The sequence below is a fragment of the Rhodoferax sp. EU05-FHT12H12 genome (assembly GCF_058791215.1).
Genome location: NZ_JBYTDI010000002.1, coordinates 511,373 through 529,799, shown reverse-complemented (window position 1 = coordinate 529,799; position 18,427 = coordinate 511,373). Strand labels below are relative to the sequence as shown.

The 18,427-nt window shown below is 61.4% G+C and carries 16 protein-coding genes and 1 pseudogene; 1 reads left to right on the top strand and 16 read right to left on the bottom strand.

Annotation, left to right across the window (positions count from 1 at the left end; all coding sequences use genetic code 11):
- The first annotated feature begins 396 nt into the window (after window positions 1–396).
- Window positions 397–1,311 (top strand): hypothetical protein, encoded by a 915-nt coding sequence (locus AC3WS7_RS07300; protein WP_492655891.1) that lies wholly within the window; start codon window positions 397–399, stop codon window positions 1,309–1,311.
- 32 nt (window positions 1,312–1,343) lie between these two features.
- Here the strand turns inward: AC3WS7_RS07300 and AC3WS7_RS07295 are convergent, their stop codons facing one another.
- The 16 genes and pseudogenes from AC3WS7_RS07295 to AC3WS7_RS07220 form a co-directional block, all read right to left on the bottom strand.
- On the bottom strand, window positions 1,344–2,108 hold the full coding sequence (locus AC3WS7_RS07295) for an enoyl-CoA hydratase (RefSeq protein WP_492655890.1): 765 nt from the start codon (window positions 2,106–2,108) through the stop codon (window positions 1,344–1,346).
- Window positions 2,109–2,141: 33 nt separating this feature from the next.
- On the bottom strand, window positions 2,142–2,948 hold the full coding sequence (locus tag AC3WS7_RS07290) for an acyl-CoA thioesterase (protein ID WP_492655889.1): 807 nt from the start codon (window positions 2,946–2,948) through the stop codon (window positions 2,142–2,144).
- Window positions 2,949–3,027: 79 nt separating this feature from the next.
- Window positions 3,028–4,221, bottom strand: a complete 1,194-nt coding sequence (locus AC3WS7_RS07285) for an acetyl-CoA C-acyltransferase (protein ID WP_296467592.1) — start codon at window positions 4,219–4,221, stop codon at window positions 3,028–3,030.
- Between the two features lie 37 nt (window positions 4,222–4,258).
- Complete coding sequence (locus AC3WS7_RS07280) at window positions 4,259–4,810, bottom strand: DUF4442 domain-containing protein (RefSeq protein ID WP_296467595.1); 552 nt, start codon at window positions 4,808–4,810, stop codon at window positions 4,259–4,261.
- 8 nt (window positions 4,811–4,818) lie between these two features.
- Entirely contained in the window at window positions 4,819–7,218 is a 2,400-nt protein-coding gene (locus tag AC3WS7_RS07275) for a 3-hydroxyacyl-CoA dehydrogenase/enoyl-CoA hydratase family protein (RefSeq protein WP_492655888.1), read from the bottom strand.
- A gap of 18 nt (window positions 7,219–7,236) precedes the next feature.
- Entirely contained in the window at window positions 7,237–7,671 is a 435-nt protein-coding gene (locus tag AC3WS7_RS07270; RefSeq protein WP_296467600.1) for a DUF2147 domain-containing protein, read from the bottom strand.
- Window positions 7,672–7,718: 47 nt separating this feature from the next.
- Window positions 7,719–9,515 carry an acyl-CoA dehydrogenase C-terminal domain-containing protein gene (locus AC3WS7_RS07265; RefSeq protein WP_296467602.1) on the bottom strand — a complete coding sequence of 599 codons (1,797 nt, stop codon included), beginning with the start codon at window positions 9,513–9,515 and terminating at the stop codon, window positions 7,719–7,721.
- Between the two features lie 62 nt (window positions 9,516–9,577).
- Window positions 9,578–10,174, bottom strand: a complete 597-nt coding sequence (locus AC3WS7_RS07260) for a TetR/AcrR family transcriptional regulator (RefSeq protein ID WP_492656168.1) — start codon at window positions 10,172–10,174, stop codon at window positions 9,578–9,580.
- 186 nt (window positions 10,175–10,360) lie between these two features.
- Window positions 10,361–11,023 carry a nucleoid occlusion factor SlmA gene (slmA, locus tag AC3WS7_RS07255; RefSeq protein ID WP_492655887.1) on the bottom strand — a complete coding sequence of 221 codons (663 nt, stop codon included), beginning with the start codon at window positions 11,021–11,023 and terminating at the stop codon, window positions 10,361–10,363.
- Between the two features lie 57 nt (window positions 11,024–11,080).
- Window positions 11,081–12,511: a sensor histidine kinase gene (locus AC3WS7_RS07250; RefSeq protein WP_296467978.1), complete on the bottom strand. Its 1,431-nt coding sequence runs from the start codon at window positions 12,509–12,511 to the stop codon at window positions 11,081–11,083.
- A gap of 19 nt (window positions 12,512–12,530) precedes the next feature.
- Window positions 12,531–13,217: a response regulator gene (locus AC3WS7_RS07245; protein WP_492655886.1), complete on the bottom strand. Its 687-nt coding sequence runs from the start codon at window positions 13,215–13,217 to the stop codon at window positions 12,531–12,533.
- A 61-nt stretch (window positions 13,218–13,278) separates the two neighbouring features.
- The gene (gene argB, locus AC3WS7_RS07240; RefSeq protein WP_492655885.1) at window positions 13,279–14,178 is read right to left on the bottom strand and encodes an acetylglutamate kinase; all 900 of its coding nucleotides are present in this window, start codon (window positions 14,176–14,178) and stop codon (window positions 13,279–13,281) included.
- Between the two features lie 91 nt (window positions 14,179–14,269).
- Window positions 14,270–16,135: a polysaccharide biosynthesis protein gene (locus AC3WS7_RS07235; protein WP_492655884.1), complete on the bottom strand. Its 1,866-nt coding sequence runs from the start codon at window positions 16,133–16,135 to the stop codon at window positions 14,270–14,272.
- Window positions 16,125–16,493: an H-NS histone family protein gene (locus tag AC3WS7_RS07230; protein ID WP_492655883.1), complete on the bottom strand. Its 369-nt coding sequence runs from the start codon at window positions 16,491–16,493 to the stop codon at window positions 16,125–16,127. Before AC3WS7_RS07230 ends, AC3WS7_RS07235 begins: the two co-directional genes overlap by 11 nt.
- 40 nt (window positions 16,494–16,533) lie before the next feature.
- Window positions 16,534–17,094, bottom strand: coding sequence for a sugar transferase (locus AC3WS7_RS07225; RefSeq protein ID WP_492655882.1), 561 nt, complete (start codon window positions 17,092–17,094; stop codon window positions 16,534–16,536).
- A 169-nt stretch (window positions 17,095–17,263) separates the two neighbouring features.
- Window positions 17,264–18,353, bottom strand: a pseudogene (locus AC3WS7_RS07220) (IS3 family transposase).
- Window positions 18,354–18,427 lie beyond the last annotated feature (74 nt).

The window sequence follows — 18,427 nt, the reverse complement described above, 5'->3', positions numbered from 1 at the left end:
TACCAAAGAGTTACAACCCAAATCACAAGAACCCCAAGGTGCATTCACCCCTGCAGGACCCAGAGAATTGACACCAAGGCATGGAAATTACGTACTTTAGTTACACAACGCTTCCAGACGAAAATCTAGGAAATCCAGTTTCATGGGGTTATTTCATAACAATTCACTGCCTATTTGGTGCAATTCCCAATTGAAAACGTTTTCATAATTGGTGTAATGAATTCCCTATAGACCACTGGCCGCTGCTGCCTCACACCAGGACGTAACTTTCTAACCATGCCTGCCTTGGCCCCTTCCACCGCCAAATCCACGCCGCCTTGGTGGAGTGGGGCGGGCTTTTGCGCGCTGGGTGCCGATACGCTGGTTTCCGCAGGTCTACAGCCCAGTCTTGAGCGCATGGCCCAGTTAGGTGCCAGCGCCATCTGGTTGCAGATGGCACCAAAGGGCGAGGCAGCGGGCGACCTCCAGGCCGTCATTGCACCGGCCCATGCCCTGGGGCTGAAAGTCATTGTGGAGCTGGCCCTGTTGACACCCCACACCGCCTGCCCAGACGCGCTGCGTGGGGCGCTGCAGCAGGCCGTGCACTGGAGAGTGGATGCGGTTTCCTTGCAGACCTGCACCAATCAGACCACCCGTGCGCTGGCACCCGCCTTGCATGCCCGGATGGGCGCACCCTCCGGCTTTGCCCTGCTGGGCGCACCGGGAGACGCGCGCACCGCGGTGGGCACGGAGGGCAACAAAACCCGACTGCGCTGGCTCACGACAGTGGACGTACCAACCAGCAGACCGGGCGACCTGCAAGCCCCCGTGCTCCACAGCCAGATTCGGCAGGCCTTGCGCACAGCAGGCCCCGCCGCCATCGTGTGGAACGCCGCGCCCCCCAGCCCAGGCAGCCGCCCTTGCCCTTCGTCGCCTGACAGTGCCATGCCTTTGCAGTCGCGCTACATCGCGCCAGCCCTGTTCAGCTGCCTCAAAGGCGCCTTCCGCATGGACATCCCCACCGAGGACACCCCCTGTTCCGCAAAGGACCAGTTCAGGCGTTTTCTGCAATGGCAAAGCGAGATTGCGGCCTTTCAGCACGGCAATCTCAAGCTGCTCCCCTCGCACAAGCACCTGCTGGCATTCACCCGCACGCAGGGGAATACCAATGTTTTGTGTGTGTTTAACTTGAGCGACCGCTATGTTCGCCACGGCCTACCCGCCACCTGCCAAGACGCCAGCATCCTCGCTGGCAGCGGCTTTCAAGGGGGGCGCATTGTCGACAAACATCTGGATCTGGACCCCTGGGGTGCCATGTTTGCGCGGTTCTAACCCGGTGCGGGTGTGCGCGCCACCGCTACCCCTCAGACCTTGCTGAAGTCCGGCCTGCGCTTCTCCATGAACGCCGTGAAGGCTTCTTTGGCGGCGGGCTCACCGAGCATGCGGCCAAAACTGACAGCTTCTTCGTCGATGCGGGCCAGCACATCGGCCAGCTGGCCTTTCTTGAGCAGGCGCTTGGTCTCGACAAGCGAGGCAATGGGCTTGGCGGCCAGCTTGCGGGCCTGGGCCTGGGCCACGGCATTGGCTTCGGTAGGCGGCACTACGCGGTTGGCCAAGCCCACTTCCAGCGCGGCTTCGGCCATGAAGGGTTCGCCCATGAGCAACGCTTCGGCAGCGCGGTGGTAGCCCATCATCTGGGGCACCAGCAGGCTGGACGCGGCTTCGGGGCACAGGCCCAGGTTCACAAAGGGCATGGAGAAGGCAGCGTTGTCACCGGCATACACCAGGTCGCAATGGAACAGCATGGTGGTGCCTATGCCCACCGCTGGGCCGCACACGGCCGCAATGATGGGCTTGGGGAAGGCGGCCAGCGCCCGCAGGAAGCGGAACACCGGCGCATCCTGCGCCTTGGGCGGAGCGCCCAGAAAGTCGCCGATGTCATTGCCGGCGCTGAACACGGTGGCATCGCCCTGGAACACCACCACGCGCACCGCGGCGTCGTCACGCGCGGCGTCCAGCGCATCGGCACAGGCCGCGTACATGGCCTGGGTGAAGGAGTTCTTTTTCTCCACCCGGTTCAGGGTGATGGTGGTGATGCCGGCGTCGGTGTGGATCAGGATGTCTTGCATGGTCGCTCGCTCAAAAAGGAATGCGTGATTGGATCACTGTTTGTAATAGACGATCTGGTGCGTGGTCACCAGCAGCACGCCGGCTTCGTTCCAAAGCTGGCTGCTCTGGTCAAAAAAGCCATTGCGGAAGGCCTGTGCTTGCGCTTGCCCCAACAGGTAACCGGTGCCGGTCTGCGCCAATTGCTCGGCACTGGCGTGGAAGTACACCGTCAAAGACACCGTGCCCACGGGCACATGGGTAGCGCGGCGGATGAACACGCGGGGAAAAAAGATGTCGGAGATGCAGGCCAGCGAGGCAAAGTCCAGGGGGCGTGGGGGGTTGTCGCGCACCCAGATTTGCGAGAGGCTGCTGTGGCCACTGCCATCCCACACCGCGGGCAACTGGCCGGTCACGGGCCGCTGCTCATAGCGCTTCACAAACTCCATGGGCGCCATGACCGGCGGTGGCGGCACTTCGGCCGGTGGCGGGCACAAGGGCATGGGCTCTTCGTCCACACCCCAGGTCTCCCGGCGCACGGCGGTCACTGCGGTGCCGGTCATGACAATCGCATCGCCCTGCTGGATCTCGATCGTCCAGTGCTGGGTCGACCGGTTGGTGCGGGCGGCACGGGCCATCACCGTAAAGGGGCCATCCGCCAAGGCAGCGCAAAAGTTCACCGTCAGCGACACCGGGTCGCCCAAGCGCTCCGGGTGCTGTAGCACCCCGTTCAGGGCCTGTGCTGCAGTGATGCCACCGAAGGGCCCCACCATGTTGGCGTAGGCCGGGTGGGTGTGTCCCGTCCAGCTGCCATCCGGCTGCGCCTGCAGGGCAATGGCTTCATCAAAAACGTGTGTACTCATTCAAGCGATCTCCAGATGGCTGCGGAGCAACCCTTCCCATGCAAAAGGCCACCCGAAGGTGGCCTTGGCTGCAAACGCGTTACACGCGTTCAAAGATGCCGGCAGCCCCCTGCCCGGTGCCTACGCACATGGTCACCATGCCGTACTTCAGGTTGTGGCGGCGCAGTGCGTGGATCACGGTGGCCGCACGGATGGCTCCGGTGGCGCCCAGCGGGTGACCCAGCGCAATCGCACCCCCCATGGGGTTGACCTTGGAAGGGTCCAGACCCAGGGTGTTGATAACCGCCAGCGACTGGGCCGCAAAGGCTTCGTTCAGCTCGAACCAGTCAATGTCAGAGTGCTGCAGACCGGCGTAACGCAGGGCGGCGGGAATGGCTTCGATCGGGCCGATACCCATGATTTCGGGTGGCACGCCACGGGCGGCAAAACTCACAAAACGAGCCAAAGGGGTCAGACCGAATTGTTTGACCGCCTTTTCGCTGGCCAGAATCAGCGCGCCTGCGCCATCGCTGGTCTGGGAGCTGTTGCCGGCCGTCACGCTGCCGCGGGCCGCGAACACGGTCTTGAGCTTGGCCAGGCCTTCGAGCGAAGTGTCAGGGCGTGGGCCTTCGTCCAGGTTCACGGTGCGAATGCGGGTAGACACCTCGCCGGTCGCCAGGTTCGGGGTGCGCTCGATCACATCGATGGGCGTGATCTCATCCGTGAACTCACCGGCCTGCTGCGCCTTGATGGCACGCTGGTGCGACTCCAGCGCGAAAGCGTCCTGCATCTCGCGCGTCACCTTCCACTGCTGGGCCACCTTCTCGGCGGTCAGGCCCATGCCGTAGGCGATGCCAACGTTCTCGTCGCGGGCAAACACTTCAGGGTTGAACGAGGGCTTGCCGCCACCCATGGGCACCATGCTCATGGACTCGGCGCCGCCAGCAATCAGCACATCGGCTTCGCCCACGCGGATACGGTCTGCAGCCATCTGAATGGCGGAGATTCCGGAGGCGCAAAAACGGTTGACGGTGATACCGCCCACAGGGTGGTCAAAGGCCAAGCCCACGGCCACACGGGCCATGTTCATGCCCTGCTCGCCCTCGGGGAAGGAGCAGCCGATGATGGCGTCTTCAATCGCCTTGGGGTCCAGGGTGGGGACCTGCAGCATGGCGCTGCGCAAGGCAGCGACCAACAGCTCGTCGGGGCGGGTGTTGCGGAAGTAGCCACGGCCGGAACGCCCGATGGGCGTGCGTGTGGCGGCAACGATGTAAGCGTCTTGGACTTGTTTCATGGAATAACTCCTAATCAGTTGGGGACAGAGCTTGCGACTACGTCGCTGCGGCCTGTCCCGCAAGGCTCTTTGGTTGCGGGGTGGGTATCCACGCCCAGATGAATTCACATTGAATAGGCTGCTCGCCCGATTCGTCACTGACCAGCACCGGCACACTGACCTCGCCCTTGTCGCTTTGCTGCATGAGCTGACGTTGCGCATCCGACAAGGTGGCCACCGCGCGCATGGCGCCCTGGGCTCGCCGCTTGAAGTCGATACGCATGGTCTTGGCCAGGGGCAGGCAGTCATCCCGCACATTCATGCCCACCACCATGCCGGTGGCCGTTTCAGCCAGCAGCGCCATGGCAGCGGCATGCACGCCCTGAATGTGGTTTTGCACGCGGCGCACGTTGGCCACGGCAATCTCCACACGCTCGGGCGCCATGTGCGCAAAGTCCAGACCCGCCGTGCCGGTGAACGGCACCGCACGGCCCATGACCTTGTTGCGCAGCCAGGGACGCAGGACCGCAGGCACGCGGTCCAGCTTGGCGACTGAACGCGCCAGCCGGTTGGGCCGGGCGTTCGATGCGTGGGCAGCGAGGGTGCTCATGGCTTCGATCAGTTACGCACCGGCTTGCCGGTGGACATCATGCCCATGATGCGTTCCTGCGTCTTGGGGTGGGTCAACAGGCTGCAGAAGGCCTTGCGTTCCATGGCCATCAGGTATTCCTCAGTGACCAGGGTGCCGGCATCCACCTGGCCGCCACACACCACTTCGGCAATCAGCAAACCGATGTGGAAGTCATGCGCGCTGATGAAGCCACCGTCGCGCATGTTGACCAACTGGGCACGGATGGTGGCGACGCCACTGCGGCCAGCCACGGGGAAGCTGCGCTTGTGCGGCGCGCGGTAGCCGCTGGCGTACAGGGCCTTGGCCTCGTTAATGGCGACAAACAGCAGCTCGTCCTTGTGCGGCACAACCACGTCGCTGTCCAGCAGGTAGCCCAGCTTGCGGCTTTCCAGCGCGCTGGTGCCCACCTTGGCCATGGCCGCAGCGGTGAAGCCTTCGGTCAGGAAAGGCAGCACATCCTTGGAGGTGGACAGCGCCATGTTCTCGGCCGCACGGCGCGCGATATAGGTCAGGCCGCCAGCGCCGGGCACCAGGCCCACGCCAACTTCCACCAGGCCGATGTAGCTTTCCATCGCGGCCACACGCTTGCTGGAGTACACGGCCAGCTCGCAACCGCCGCCCAGCGCCAGGCCGCGGATGGCGGAGATGACGGGCACATTGGAGTACCGCAGTTTGAGCATCGCGTTTTGTAGCTCGGCTTCTGCGCCCTCGATGGCTTTGGCACCACCGATCATGAAGGCGGGCATCATGCCTTGCAGGTCGGCACCGGCAGAGAACATCTCGTCCGGTGACCAGATCACCAAGCCTTGGTATTCCTTCTCGGCCAGCTCTTGCGCTTGCAACAGACCTTCGATCACACCGCCACCGATGGCGTGCATCTTGGTCTTGATGCTGGCAATCAGCACTTGCTCATCCAGTGTCCACAGGCGGATGGACTCGTCTTCGAAGATGGTCTTGCCTGCGGTTTCAGCCTTGGGCGCGTTGGCGCCCAAAACGCTTTCAGGGAAATGCTGGCGCGCGTACACAGGCAACTGGCGCACGGGCACGAAGGTGCCAGTGGTGGGGTTCCAGGAACCTGCGGCAGTGTGCACGCCACCGGCATCGGCCACCGGGCCCTTGAACACCCACTCCGGCAGGGGCGCTTTGCACAAGGCCTTGCCGGCGTCGATGTCGTCCTGCACCATCTTGGCCACGTCAAGCCAGCCGGCTTCTTGCCAGAGCTCAAACGGGCCTTGCTTCATGCCGAAGCCCCAGCGCATGCAGAAGTCCACATCGCGGGCGTTGTCGGCAATCGAGGCCAGGTGAATAGCGGCGTAGTGGAAGCTGTTGCGCAGAATGGCCCACAGGAACTGGCCCTGCTTGCCTTCGGCGTTGCGCAGCAGTTTCAGGCGCTCGGCCGCCGGCTTCTTGAGCATGCGGGCGTAGACCTCATCGGCCTTCTCGCCACCGGCCACGTACTCTTTGCTGGCGCCGTCAAAGCGCAACACGTCGCGGCCCACCTTCTTGAAGAAACCGGCCTTGGTCTTCTGGCCCAGGTTGCCCATGTCCAGCAGGGTCTTGAGCACAGCGGGCGTCGCAAAGCTCTCGTAAAAGGGATCGGTCTCGATGCTGAGTGTGTCCTGCAGCGTCTTGATCACGTGGGCCATGGTGTCCAGACCCACCACGTCCGCGGTGCGGAAGGTACCGGAGGATGCGCGACCGAGCTTCTTGCCGGTCAGGTCATCGACCACGTCGTAAGTCAGGCCGAAGTTCTCCACTTCCTTCATGGTGGCCAACATGCCGGCGATACCGACGCGGTTGGCGATGAAGTTGGGGGAATCCTTGGCGCGCACCACACCCTTGCCCAGGTTGCTGGTAACAAACCCTTCCAGCGCATCCAGGTAGGACGCTTGGGTGGTGGGGGTGTTGATCAGCTCCACCAGCGCCATGTAGCGGGGGGGATTGAAGAAGTGGATGCCGCAGAAGCGAGGCTTGATTTCTTCGGGCAGCGCTTCCGACAACTTGGTGATCGACAGACCCGAGGTGTTGGACGCCACAATCGTGTTGGGGCCAATGAAAGGCGCGATCTTCTTGTAGAGGTCCAGCTTCCAGTCCATGCGCTCGGCGATGGCCTCGATGATGAGGTCACACTCGCGCAACTGCTCCAGATGCTCTTCGTAGTTGGCCTGGCCAATCAGCACAGCATCGTCTGCCACACCCAGGGGGGCGGGCTTGAGCTTTTTGAGGTTATCGACAGCGCGGGTGACGATGCCGTTCTTGGGGCCTTCCTTGGCGGGCAGGTCGAACAGCACCACCGGTACTTTGACGTTGACGAGGTGGGCGGCAATTTGCGCGCCCATCACGCCTGCGCCGAGCACGGCGACTTTTTTCACTTGGAAGCGGGACATAAAAATTCCTGAATGAGATTACTGGACGCGAATCCAGGTTTGGGTGCGGTAGAAGAAGCCGATGTAACCACGCATCTCGATCTTCTTGCCGCCTTCAATGGGGGTCATGGTCATTTTGTAGACCTTGCCGCTGGAGGGCTCCACAATCGTGCCGCCCTCCCAGATGTCCTTGCCCTCGGTCTTCTTCAAACCGCGGATGAGCTCCAGGCCGATGATGGGCTGGTCCTTGCGGTCATCCTTGCACTCGGTGCATTTGTCGTCGGGCTTGGCTTTGGGGCTCAGGTCGCGCTCGATCTTGCCCGACACCACGCCACCGTTGTCCACGATGCGGATTTCGGACTTGGCCGAGCCATCCTTGTCATCGATCGTCTTCCACAATCCCACGGGCGTCATTTGCGCCATGGCTGTCAATGCACTCAAACCCAGGGTTGCCACCAAAGTATTGCGAATCATCGTTGTCTCCTTTTGTAATTTGCAGGATTGCGGAACACGGTTGACTATCAGGCGAACACGGCGTCGGTGTCCATCAAAACTTTGGAGCCGGTGCGTGCCGTGCGCATCAGCGTTGCGGTTTCGGGGAACAGCTTGGCGAAGTAGAAACGTGCGGTCTGCAGCTTGGCGGTGTAGAACGGGTCGGTGTTGCCGGCCGCAATTTCACGCAGTGCCACTTGTGCCATACGGGCGAAGAAGTAACCGAACACCAGGTGACCGGCCACGCGCAGGTAGTCCACCGCAGCGGCGCCCACCTCGTCGGGATTCTGGAAGCCCTTGAAGCCGATTTCGGTGGTGAACTTGGTCATCTGTTCGCCCAAGATGGCGATGGGGGTGATGAACTCGGCCATCTTTTCATTGACGCCTTCTTCGGCCACCAGAGCGCCCACCAGCTTGCCAAACTTCTTGAGAGTGGCGCCGTTGTTGCCCAGGATCTTGCGGCCCAGCAGGTCCAGCGACTGGATGGTGTTGGTGCCTTCGTAGATCATGTTGATGCGGTTGTCGCGCACAAACTGCTCCATGCCCCATTCCTTGATGAAGCCGTGGCCGCCGAAGACCTGCATGCAGGCGTTGGTGGCGATGTGGCCGTTGTCGGTCAGGAAAGCCTTGGCGATGGGGGTCAGCATGGCCAGCATTTCACCGGAGTCCTTGCGCACCTTCTCGTCGGGGTGGTTGTGCTCTTTTTCGAGCAGCATGGCGCAATAGGCTTGCAGGGCGCGGCCGCCATCGGCGTAAGCGCGTGCCGTCATCAGCATCTTGCGCACATCGGGGTGCACGATGATGGGGTCCGCAGGTTTGTCCTTGGCCTTGGGGCCGGTCAGGCTGCGCATCTGAATGCGGTCCTTGGCATAGGCCAGTGCGTTCTGGAAGGCCACTTCGGTCAGGCCCAGAGACTGGTTGCCCACGCCCAGACGGGCGGCGTTCATCATCACGAACATGCCTTGCATGCCCTTGTTCGGCTGGCCGACCATGGTGCCCACCGCGTTGTCCAGCACCATCTGGCAGGTGGCGTTGCCGTGGATGCCCATCTTGTGCTCCAGGCCGCCGCAGTAAATGCCATTGCGCTCGCCCAAAGAACCATCCTTGTTCACCAGCACCTTGGGCACGATGAACAGGCTCACACCCTTGATGCCGGGAGGCGCATCGGGCAGGCGGGCCAACACCAGGTGGATGATGTTGTCGGTCATGTCGTGCTCACCCGCACTGATGAAGATCTTGTTGCCGGTGATCTTGTAGGTGCCGTCGGCCTGGGGCTCGGCCTTGGTGCGCATCAGGCCCAGATCGGTACCGCAATGGGGTTCGGTCAGGCACATGGAGCCGGTCCACTCGCCGCTGGTCATCTTGGGCAGGTAGGTGGCTTTTTGCTCGGGGGTGCCATGGGTTTCCAGCGCGGCGTAAGCGCCGTGGGTCAGGCCGGGGTACATGGTCCAGGCCTGGTTGGCGCTGTTGAGCATTTCGTAGAACATGCTGTTGACCACGTACGGCAGGCCCTGGCCACCGTACTCGGGGTCGCAGCCCAGCGCAGCCCAACCGCCTTCGATGTACTTGCCGTAGGCTTCCTTGAAGCCCTTGGGGGTGGTTACTGCGTGGGTGGACTGGTCAACCTTGCAACCCTCTTGGTCGCCGCTGATGTTCAGGGGGAAAGTTACCTCGGCAGCAAACTTGCCACCCTCTTCCAGCACCGCATTGATGGTGTCCACGTCGATGTCTGCGTGTTTGGGGATTTGTTTGAAATCGTCCACCACGTGGAGCACTTCGTGCATCACAAACTGCATGTCGCGCAGTGGGGGGGTATACGTTGGCATGGTGTGTTCTCCTAGGGGTAACGGAAAGAAAGGGGGGGGACTAAAAAAGAAAAAGGGGGGGGCTAGGCCGACTTGGCGCCGTAGCGCGCAAGAATGTTGGCGAAGCCTTGGTTGGCCCGCGCAATGGAGCCGGGGTTTTTGAGGAAACGGGCTTCGTAGTGCAAGGCCAAAATCAGGCCGTGGATCTCGAAGGCCATCTGCTGCTCGTCCGCGTGCGCGTCCAGGTGCCCGCACTGCTTGGCCAACACCACCGCACGGTACAGGGCACTGAGCCAGGTTTGTACCGAGGTGGCCAAGGCATCCCGCACCGGGCCAGGCCGGTCATCAAACTCAACCGCACCGCTGATGAAAATGCAACCCGACTGGATTTCCACGGCCACACGCTTCATCCAGTTGTGGAACAGGGCTTCAACCCGGGGCAGACCGCGCTCGGCATGCAAAGCGGGGTAGAACACCTCCTGCTCGAAACGGCCAAAGTATTCGCGGATGACGGAGATTTGGAGTTCTTCACGCGAGCCAAAGTGCGCAAACACACCCGACTTGCTCATTTGCGTGACCTCGGCCAGTACGCCAATGCTCAGGCCCTCCAGACCAATCTGGGTCGCCAAGCCGAGTGCGGCCTCGACGATGGTGGCCTTGGTTTGTTGCCCTTTTTGCATGGCGCGCTTGGACGGCACGCGCTTGGCTACCGCATCCGGTGCGGACTGGGACAGGCTGGAGACCGGGGCAAGAGACATGGCAAGAGGCACCGCAAAATAGAACGACCGTGCTATTCTGCAGCATTTCCGCTGCCCACCCCCAGAAGCCCAGTGTTCTAGAGGGTTACTTCTAAGCGAACTACGGGTTTACCCCAGCATCACCTGCAGCGCGGGTTCCAGGTGCTCGGACGGCAAGCGCTTGAAGCCCGAGCGGGCAAAGCGCTGCAAGCGCCCTGCCACAAACGCGGTCACGGTGGCGGCACGCACCTGCGCATCTGCCGTGGGCGTGGCCGAAGCCGGGTCCACCGCGCTGTCGCGCAGGCACTGCTTGAGCGCAGCCTCCACCTTGTCAAACAACTGGTTCATGCGCTGCTGCAGGCGTTCGTTTTCCAATACCAGGGCATCCCCCACCATGACGCGGGCCATGCCGGGGTTCTTCTCGGCAAACTGGACCAGCATCGTGGCAATACGCGCGGCCTGGCGTGCGCCGTGGCCAGCGCCGGCATCCGCAGTCGGTTCGCGCGCCACGATCTGGTTGATCAGGCTGAACACGGTCTCTTCGATAAAGTCGATCAAGCCCTCGAACATCTGGGCCTTGCTGGCAAAGTGGCGGTACAGCGCCGCTTCGCTCACCTCCAGGCGCGCCGCCAAGGCTGCGGTGGTAATGCGTTCGCCACCGGGCTGCTCGAGCATGGTGGCCAGGGTTTGCAGAATTTGTACGCGCCGCTCTCCGGGTTTGGGACGCTTGCGCGCAGCGGCGGGGGGAGTGGAGTCGGCCGTGTCGGCAAACAGGGCGTTGGCGTCAGGCATGGTGGGTTCCGCGTTGGGTTCGGATGATTCTCGCACAGGGTTTTGGGTGCCCCGGGCTCACGAGGCCAAGCAGAGCCAGACCCGCAAACCACGCCCGCCCGCCCCGCTGGCCAACTGCAGGTGGCTGCGGTGCACGCGGGCAATTTCGTCGGCAATGGCCAGACCCAGACCATTGCCTTCGATGGCCGTACCGGGCACCCGGTAAAAGCGCTCCAGCACCCGGCGCTGCTCTTGCGGTGCGATGCCGGGACCATCGTCCTCCACCTCCAGAAACGGCGTCGGCGTGGCATCCGGGCTGGCCGGGCGCACACCGCAGCGCAACGTGACGCGCCCCCCTGCAGGGGTGTATTTGAGGGCGTTGTCGGCCAGGTTGACCAGCAACTCGCGCAGCAGCCACTCTTGCCCACTGATATGGGCATGGGCGACCTCCAGGCCAAAGTCGATGTCTTTGCGGGTTGCGGCCTCCAGCAGCGACTCCAGCACCGCTTCGCACAGCTGCTGCAAATCCACACGCTGCAGCGGCTGGGCCTGGGCGCTGCGCGCATCGGCGCGCGAGAGCGCCAGCAACTGGTTCGCCAACTGCGAGGTACGTCGCGCCGCATGGCGCAGACGCAGCACCTGATCCGCTCCTAAAGTAATAGCTGCTGGCGCAGTATCCACGGGGGCCAGTGGCATATTTGATGCATTTTTTGAACCCGTGACCGCTTGGGCCCAGGCCTCCACCTGCGCCTGCAGCCCGGCCAGCGGGGTGCGCAGCTGGTGGGCCGCATCGGCCACAAAGCGTGCCTGGCTCTCCGCCTGGGCATTCACCAGACCGAACAGGCGGTTGAGCGAGAGCACCAGGGGGCGCACTTCATCGGGCGAGGCATCCGGGTCCAGCGCCGAGAGGTCGCGCGGAGAGCGGCGCTCCACCGCATCGCGCAACTCCAGCAGCGGCCGCAGTGCAGTGCGCACCGCCCAGTTCACCGCGAAGAAGCCGCCAATCGCCAGCACCAGATTGGGCAACAAGACCTTGAGCGCCAACAGGGTCAACCATTGCTGGCGCGGGTCCGAACCATCCGCCAGGCGCACCACCAGCTCACCGGCGGCCGTTTTTGCGCGCTGGCTGACGATGCGGTAGGTGATGCCCTGGTGTTCTTCGCTGGAGAACTCCGCCTCCCGGGTGGTGGGGGGTAGTCCGGTCAGCCAGTCGCTGCCAGCCAGCACTTTGCCTTCCAGGCTAACCACGGCAAACGCTGCCAGCTCGGGGCGGATGCTGAGAAACTCATCGACCGGTGGCGCAATCAACAGCACCGGCGGAGTCTCTGCATTGCTGCCGCCTGCGATCACCGAGTCGGCCAACAAGGGGGCCAGGTTGAGCAGTTGGCGGTCTTGTGCCAGGGCCGCGCTGTCGGCACTGCGGAAGTCGAACCAGGTGTTGAGCATGGCCAGCAGCAGCAAGGGCAGCAGCAGCAAGAGCAGCAGGCGCCGCTGCAGGCCGGAGGACATGCCGCTGGTCATGACGGGCTCAGGGGGCCAGCAATTCCAGCCGGTAACCAAAGCCGCGGATGGAGCGCAATGCAATGCCGTGAGGCTCCAGCTTGCCGCGCAGGCGCGAGATGTAGACCTCGACGGCATTGGGCGTGATTTCCTTGTCCCACCCGGTCAGGGCCTGCAGCAGCTTGTCCTTGTTGGCGGGCTTGGGGGCCTGCAACAGCAGGTACTCCATCACGGTCCATTCGCGCGGTCCCAGCTCAATGGCTTGGGCAACGCCTGCCGGTCCGCGGATACAGGCCTGGCGCTGGGCCGTATCCAGCTCCAGCGGGCCAAAACTGAGTGTGGCCGACGTTGCGGCCTGTGAGCGGCGCAGCAGCGCCCGCAAGCGGGCCAACAGCTCCGGCAACTCGAAGGGCTTGACCATGTAGTCGTCAGCCCCCATGTCCAGCCCCTGCACCCGGTCCTGCAAGGCATCGCGCGCAGTGAGGATGAGCACCGGCATGCTGTGCCCGTTTTTGCGCAGGGCCTGGGTCAACGCCAAGCCATCCATCAGCGGCAGGCCAATGTCCACCACCGCCACATCGAACGACTCCGACTGGGTGACCTCCAGCGCCCGCTCTGCGCTACCGACCCAGTCCACGGCATAACCGGCGTCCGACAGGCCCAGTTTGATGCCGCTGGCCACCATCACATCGTCTTCCACCAGCAAGAGTCTCATAGTGTTTTTGGCCTCTAGAGCTTATGGAATATGCGCAAGCAGCTATCTATTTAATAGCAACTCAATGCGAGCGGATCATGGTGCCGAAAGCCTGATCCGTCAGGATTTCGAGCAGCAACACGTGGGGCACGCGACCGTCAATGATGTGCACCGAGTTCACGCCGCTCTTGGCGGCATCCAACGCCCCCGCAATTTTGGGCAACATGCCGCCGCTGATGGTGCCATCGACAAACAGCTCGTCAATGCGCTTGGCGGTGAGATCGGTCATCAACACGCCCGACTTGTCGAGCACACCGCTGATGTTGGTGAGCATCATGAGTTTTTCGGCCTGCAGCACAGTGGCCAACTTGGCGGCCACCACGTCGGCATTGATGTTGTAACTCTCGTTGTGTTCGCCAAAGCCGATAGGGCTGATGACGGGAATGAAAGCATCGTCCTGCAGCGCCTTGACCACGCTGGGGTCCACGCTGACGATGTCACCCACCTGGCCCACATCGTGTTCCTTGCTGGGGTCCTGGTTGTCCAGCATCTTGAGTTTGCGCGCGCGGATCATGGCGCCGTCGCGCCCGGTCAGGCCCACGGCCTTGCCGCCAGCCTGGTTGATCAGGCCCACGATGTCCTGCTGCACCTCGCCGCCCAGCACCCACTCCACCACGTCCATGGTCGGGCCGTCGGTCACGCGCATGCCCTGGATGAACTGGCCCTGCATGCCCAGGCGCTTGAGCGCACTCTCGATCTGCGGGCCACCACCGTGCACCACCACCGGATTGATGCCCACCAGCTTGAGCAGCACCACGTCCTCGGCAAAGGCTTTTTGCAGGGCCGGATCCGTCATGGCGTTGCCGCCGTACTTGATGACCATGGTCTTGCCGTGGAACTTGCGGATGTAGGGCAAGGCCTGGGCCAGGATCTGGGCTTTGTCAAAAGGGGCGATGGAAGACGGTGCGCGGGTGTCAGACATGGTCAAGGTCCGTGTTGAATCGGGGAAAGAAGCGCAAATTGTGCCGCATTGCCGGGCCGCATCCTTGCGGCATGCCTACAGCACACTGGCGCTACGCAGGTTGGTAACCCTGTACGTGCTGGACCATGAAGGACTTGATCGCCGCGTCATCGTTGGCATTGGCAGCCTGCAGCAGCGCTTGCAGCTCCTGCTGCAACACCGACCAGGGCATGAACGGCTCGTGGGCTTTCATGATGCGCGGGTGCGCTGTGGGCTGCGGGTCATCGCCAATCAACAATTCCTCGTACAGCTTCTCACCCACGCGCAGGCCTGTTACCGCGATTTCGATATCCCCCGTGGGGTGCGTCGCATCGCGGACCGACAGCCCCGACAACTGCACCATGCGGCGCGCCAAGTCCATGATCTTGACCGGCTGGCCCATGTCCAGAACAAACACGTCGCCCCCCTGCCCCATGGCCCCAGCCTGCAGCACCAGCTGTGCGGCTTCCGGGATGGTCATGAAATAACGGGTGACCTCTTCGTGTGTCACCGTGATCGGCCCTCCGGCCGCCAACTGCTTGCGGAACAAAGGCACCACGCTGCCGCTGGAGCCCAGCACATTGCCAAAGCGCACCATGGAAAAACACGTGCCGGCGTGCTCCTGGGCCAGCGCTTGCAGCACCAGCTCGGCCACACGTTTGGTCGCACCCATCACATTGGTGGGGCGCACCGCCTTGTCGGTGCTGATCAGCACAAACCGATGGGCGCCACTGGCCGCCGCGGCCTGCGCCATGTTCAGCGTGCCAAAGACGTTGTTGCGCACCCCCTCGCCCGGGTTGTCCTCCACCATGGGCACGTGTTTGTAGGCGGCGGCGTGGTACACCGTGGCAGGTCGGTAGGTCGTGCAGATCGCAGCCAAGCGATCTGGATTGGAGATGCTGCCAAGCAAGGGCACCAGCTCGACGGGCAGTTGCTGGGCCTTGCAAACCGCCTCCAGCTCCTGGTGGATGGCATAGAGGCCATATTCGTTGTGCTCCAGCAGCAGTAGCTGGCGAGGACGCTGCTGCACGATTTGGCGCGTCAATTCTCCGCCAATGCTGCCACCGGCACCACTGACCAGCACCACCTGCCCCGCGAGGTCTTGGGCCAACAGCTCCGCGTTGGGGGGCACCGGCTCGCGACCCAGCAAGTCTTCCACATCCAGCTCATGGATGTCCTGCACAGTCACCTTGCCACTGGCCAGATCGGCCATGCTGGGCAAGGTGCGCACGTGCACAGGCAAGCCTTGCAAGGATTCGATGATCTGGTTACGCCGCTCGCGGGTCGCATTGGGCATGGCGAGCAGGATGTCGGTGACTTGCTCTTCGCGCACCAGCTGCAACAGCTTGTCGGACACATGTACCGGCGCCCCATTGATGCTGCGACCATCCTTGCTGGGGTCGTCATCCACAAACCCAATCAGGGTGTAGTGCCGCGCCATGCCCAAGGCGGCGGCAGTCTGCGCTCCGGCAGAGCCGGCTCCAAAGATCAGCAGGCGCCCACTATGACCCGAAGACTTTGCCGCTTGGCCGGCCAGCCAGAAACGCGCAAATGCGCGACTACCACCAACCAACAACAAAAATACAATGGGCTGCAGCAACCCTAGACTACGCGGCACCCCAGGCCACTGCTTCCACAGGAGGACGACCGTCAATAGCAACGCGTACAAAGCCACTGCCTTGCCCGTAGCCACTAAGGCGGCCTGCCCGGTGTAGCGGAAGATCGCCCGGTACAGGCCGAAGCGCACAAAGATCGGGATCGCTAGCACAGGCGCGACCCCATACACCCACCATTGCTGGCCAACAGGGTAATAGGTGCTATCCAGTCGCAGGGCGTAAGCACCCCAAGTGGCCACCACCGCTAGGAAAACGTCCAGCACTATGACTGCAAGGCGCTTGGCTGAGCGGGGCCAAGCTAGGACCCAGCCGCTATTGAGCATTAATGGCGAACGATTCCTTGGTTTGCCCCTGCGCAAGCAGGGTGGCCAGCCATTTAGGGGTCAGGCCGCGACCAGACCAAGTTTCGCCATTAGGACCACGATATTTGGCCGCAACCGACACGCCCGCCTTTCCCTTTCTACTGATCTTTGCCGGCTTGTTAGCGGCTGCTTTCTTACCGCCTACACCTTTGGCGGTTTTGGCGGGTTTTGCACCCTGCAAGTCCTTGACCGTAATGCCGAACGCTTGCATCTTGGCCAGGATATCCTGAACCGTAGCATTAAATTCTTTAGCTTTGATTTCATTAGCCTGTTTTTGCAGTTTTTCAATTTGGCTTTGAATATCGATCAGATTGTTCATATCTATTTACATCAAAAGATTAACTACGACCATGCCTAGTTTAATGTGAAACCCCTTCTTGACGAAAGACTTTCAATGCAGTCCAAAGGACGATTCTCATATCTAATGCCAACGATTGAGCATGCAGGTACTTCACATCCAATGCCACTTTGTCGGGAATAGGCAGTTCGTCCCTTCCATTGATCTGCGCCCACCCTGTTATTCCAGGCTTCAATGTATGCACTCTGCATTGAGTGCGCAATTCAATCAAGTCATATTGATTAAATAAAGCAGGACGTGGGCCCACCAAACTCATATCCCCACGGAGAACACTCCAAAGCTGAGGGAGTTCGTCTAAACTGTTTTTGCGAATAAAACTACCAATCGGCGTCAGATAAGCACCTGCGTTGCTCAAAAGGTGTGTCGCAACAACAGGCGTTTCTAGGTACATGCTACGAAACTTCGGCATCTTGAATATCTTATTATTCTGCCCAATTCGATCGGACCAGTAAAGAACCGGCCCTCTTGATGTAATTTTCACCGCCAATGCCACTAAGATCAATGGGATCAAAAGCAAACTAAGTAGAAAAAACACGATAAGGATGTCAAAAAATCTTTTCATCGCTACATTTACCCATATTCGCTCCTATCAAAATCCTCGCTTACTCCAATGATAGGCCATTGGGCTGCTGCCGGTTCCGTGGACACTGCCCTAAGCTTTTAAAGCGTCCTCAAACTGTATCGGCGACGTCCCCCCATTACCAGTAGCACTTGGGTTTGGAGTCCGGTGGTTAATTTAACTGCTTTCCGATAAGTGTCTTAGCGTAGGCCGCCGGGGTCATTCCCCCCAGAGATCTTTTGGGTCTCTCCTCGTTGTATTCACGTCGCCATGCTTCAACGATCACACGGGCAAGCGGCAGACTGCTGAACCAATGCTCGTTCAAACATTCATCTCGGAACCGTCCGTTGAATGATTCGATGTAGGCGTTCTGGTTGGGTTTGCCTGGTTCGATCAGAAACAACTGGACACCCCGTGCATGCGCCCAGGTCAGCATGGCCCGGTTGCAGAACTCTTTGCCGTTGTCAGTTCTGATTGCTTTGGGAAGGCCTCTGGTACTGGCCAGTTGCTCCAAGATTCGCACCAGTTGGTTCCACCCAATGCACGCTCCGGCACGATCGCCCCGGCCTCATGGGTTGCGTCATCCACCACCGTCAGGTTCTTGATGCTGCGTCCCTCTGCCGTACGGTCGAACACAAAGTCCATGGACTACACTTGGTTGGCTGCCGTGGGACGCTCCAGAGGATGGCGGTCGGTAATCGGGATCTTCTTGCGCCTGCGCTTCTTCACCTGCAAGCCGGCTTCGGCGTACAGGCGGTCCACGCGCTTGTGGTTGACCATCTCGCCGGCCTGGCGCAGCTTCAGATAGATCATCCCAGAGCCATATCTGCGATGGCGCTGTGCCAAGGCGATGATCTTGTCCTTGAGTGCGCAATTGCGATCCTGTGCTGGCTCATAGCGGTAGGCGCAGGCACTCATGCCGATGACACGCAAGGAGCGACGTTCGCTCAGTCCATGGCTGACCATATGGCGCACCAGTTCACGTCTGGCCGGTGCGCTCACCACTTTTTTCTCAAGGCTTCTTTCGTCACCTCGTTCTCCAACATCGCCTCGGCCAGCAATCGCTTGAGTCGCCCGTTCTCCGTTTCCAGCTCTTTCAGGCGCTTGGCATCAGACACATTCATGCCGCCAAACTTGCTACGCCAGAGGTAATAGCTGGCCTCTGAGAAGCCGTGCCTACGGCACAGCTCAGCGACCGCCAGGCCCGCCTCCGCTTCGCGCAGGAAGCCAATGATTTGTTCTTCGGTAAATCTCTTCTTCACGTCCAATCTCCTGTCTTATGGGATTGGACTCCAACATCATTTGCTACTCAAATACGGGGGGGGGACGTCGGCGG

Bases quoted from the DNA above. Each gene is read 5' to 3' on its own strand.
- AC3WS7_RS07265 (WP_296467602.1), bottom strand. From the start codon at position 9,515: ATGCCAACGTATACCCCCCCACTGCGCGACATGCAGTTTGTGATGCAC.
- AC3WS7_RS07230 (WP_492655883.1), bottom strand. From the start codon at position 16,493: ATGAACAATCTGATCGATATTCAAAGCCAAATTGAAAAACTGCAAAAA.
- AC3WS7_RS07295 (WP_492655890.1), bottom strand. From the start codon at position 2,108: ATGCAAGACATCCTGATCCACACCGACGCCGGCATCACCACCATCACC.
- AC3WS7_RS07260 (WP_492656168.1), bottom strand. From the start codon at position 10,174: ATGCAAAAAGGGCAACAAACCAAGGCCACCATCGTCGAGGCCGCACTC.
- argB (WP_492655885.1), bottom strand. From the start codon at position 14,178: ATGTCTGACACCCGCGCACCGTCTTCCATCGCCCCTTTTGACAAAGCC.
- AC3WS7_RS07245 (WP_492655886.1), bottom strand. From the start codon at position 13,217: ATGAGACTCTTGCTGGTGGAAGACGATGTGATGGTGGCCAGCGGCATC.
- AC3WS7_RS07290 (WP_492655889.1), bottom strand. From the start codon at position 2,948: ATGAGTACACACGTTTTTGATGAAGCCATTGCCCTGCAGGCGCAGCCG.
- AC3WS7_RS07270 (WP_296467600.1), bottom strand. From the start codon at position 7,671: ATGATTCGCAATACTTTGGTGGCAACCCTGGGTTTGAGTGCATTGACA.
- AC3WS7_RS07250 (WP_296467978.1), bottom strand. From the start codon at position 12,511: ATGTCCTCCGGCCTGCAGCGGCGCCTGCTGCTCTTGCTGCTGCTGCCC.
- AC3WS7_RS07225 (WP_492655882.1), bottom strand. From the start codon at position 17,094: ATGAAAAGATTTTTTGACATCCTTATCGTGTTTTTTCTACTTAGTTTG.
- slmA (WP_492655887.1), bottom strand. From the start codon at position 11,023: ATGCCTGACGCCAACGCCCTGTTTGCCGACACGGCCGACTCCACTCCC.
- AC3WS7_RS07300 (WP_492655891.1), top strand. From the start codon at position 397: ATGGCCCAGTTAGGTGCCAGCGCCATCTGGTTGCAGATGGCACCAAAG.
- AC3WS7_RS07280 (WP_296467595.1), bottom strand. From the start codon at position 4,810: ATGAGCACCCTCGCTGCCCACGCATCGAACGCCCGGCCCAACCGGCTG.
- AC3WS7_RS07275 (WP_492655888.1), bottom strand. From the start codon at position 7,218: ATGTCCCGCTTCCAAGTGAAAAAAGTCGCCGTGCTCGGCGCAGGCGTG.
- AC3WS7_RS07285 (WP_296467592.1), bottom strand. From the start codon at position 4,221: ATGAAACAAGTCCAAGACGCTTACATCGTTGCCGCCACACGCACGCCC.
- AC3WS7_RS07235 (WP_492655884.1), bottom strand. From the start codon at position 16,135: ATGCTCAATAGCGGCTGGGTCCTAGCTTGGCCCCGCTCAGCCAAGCGC.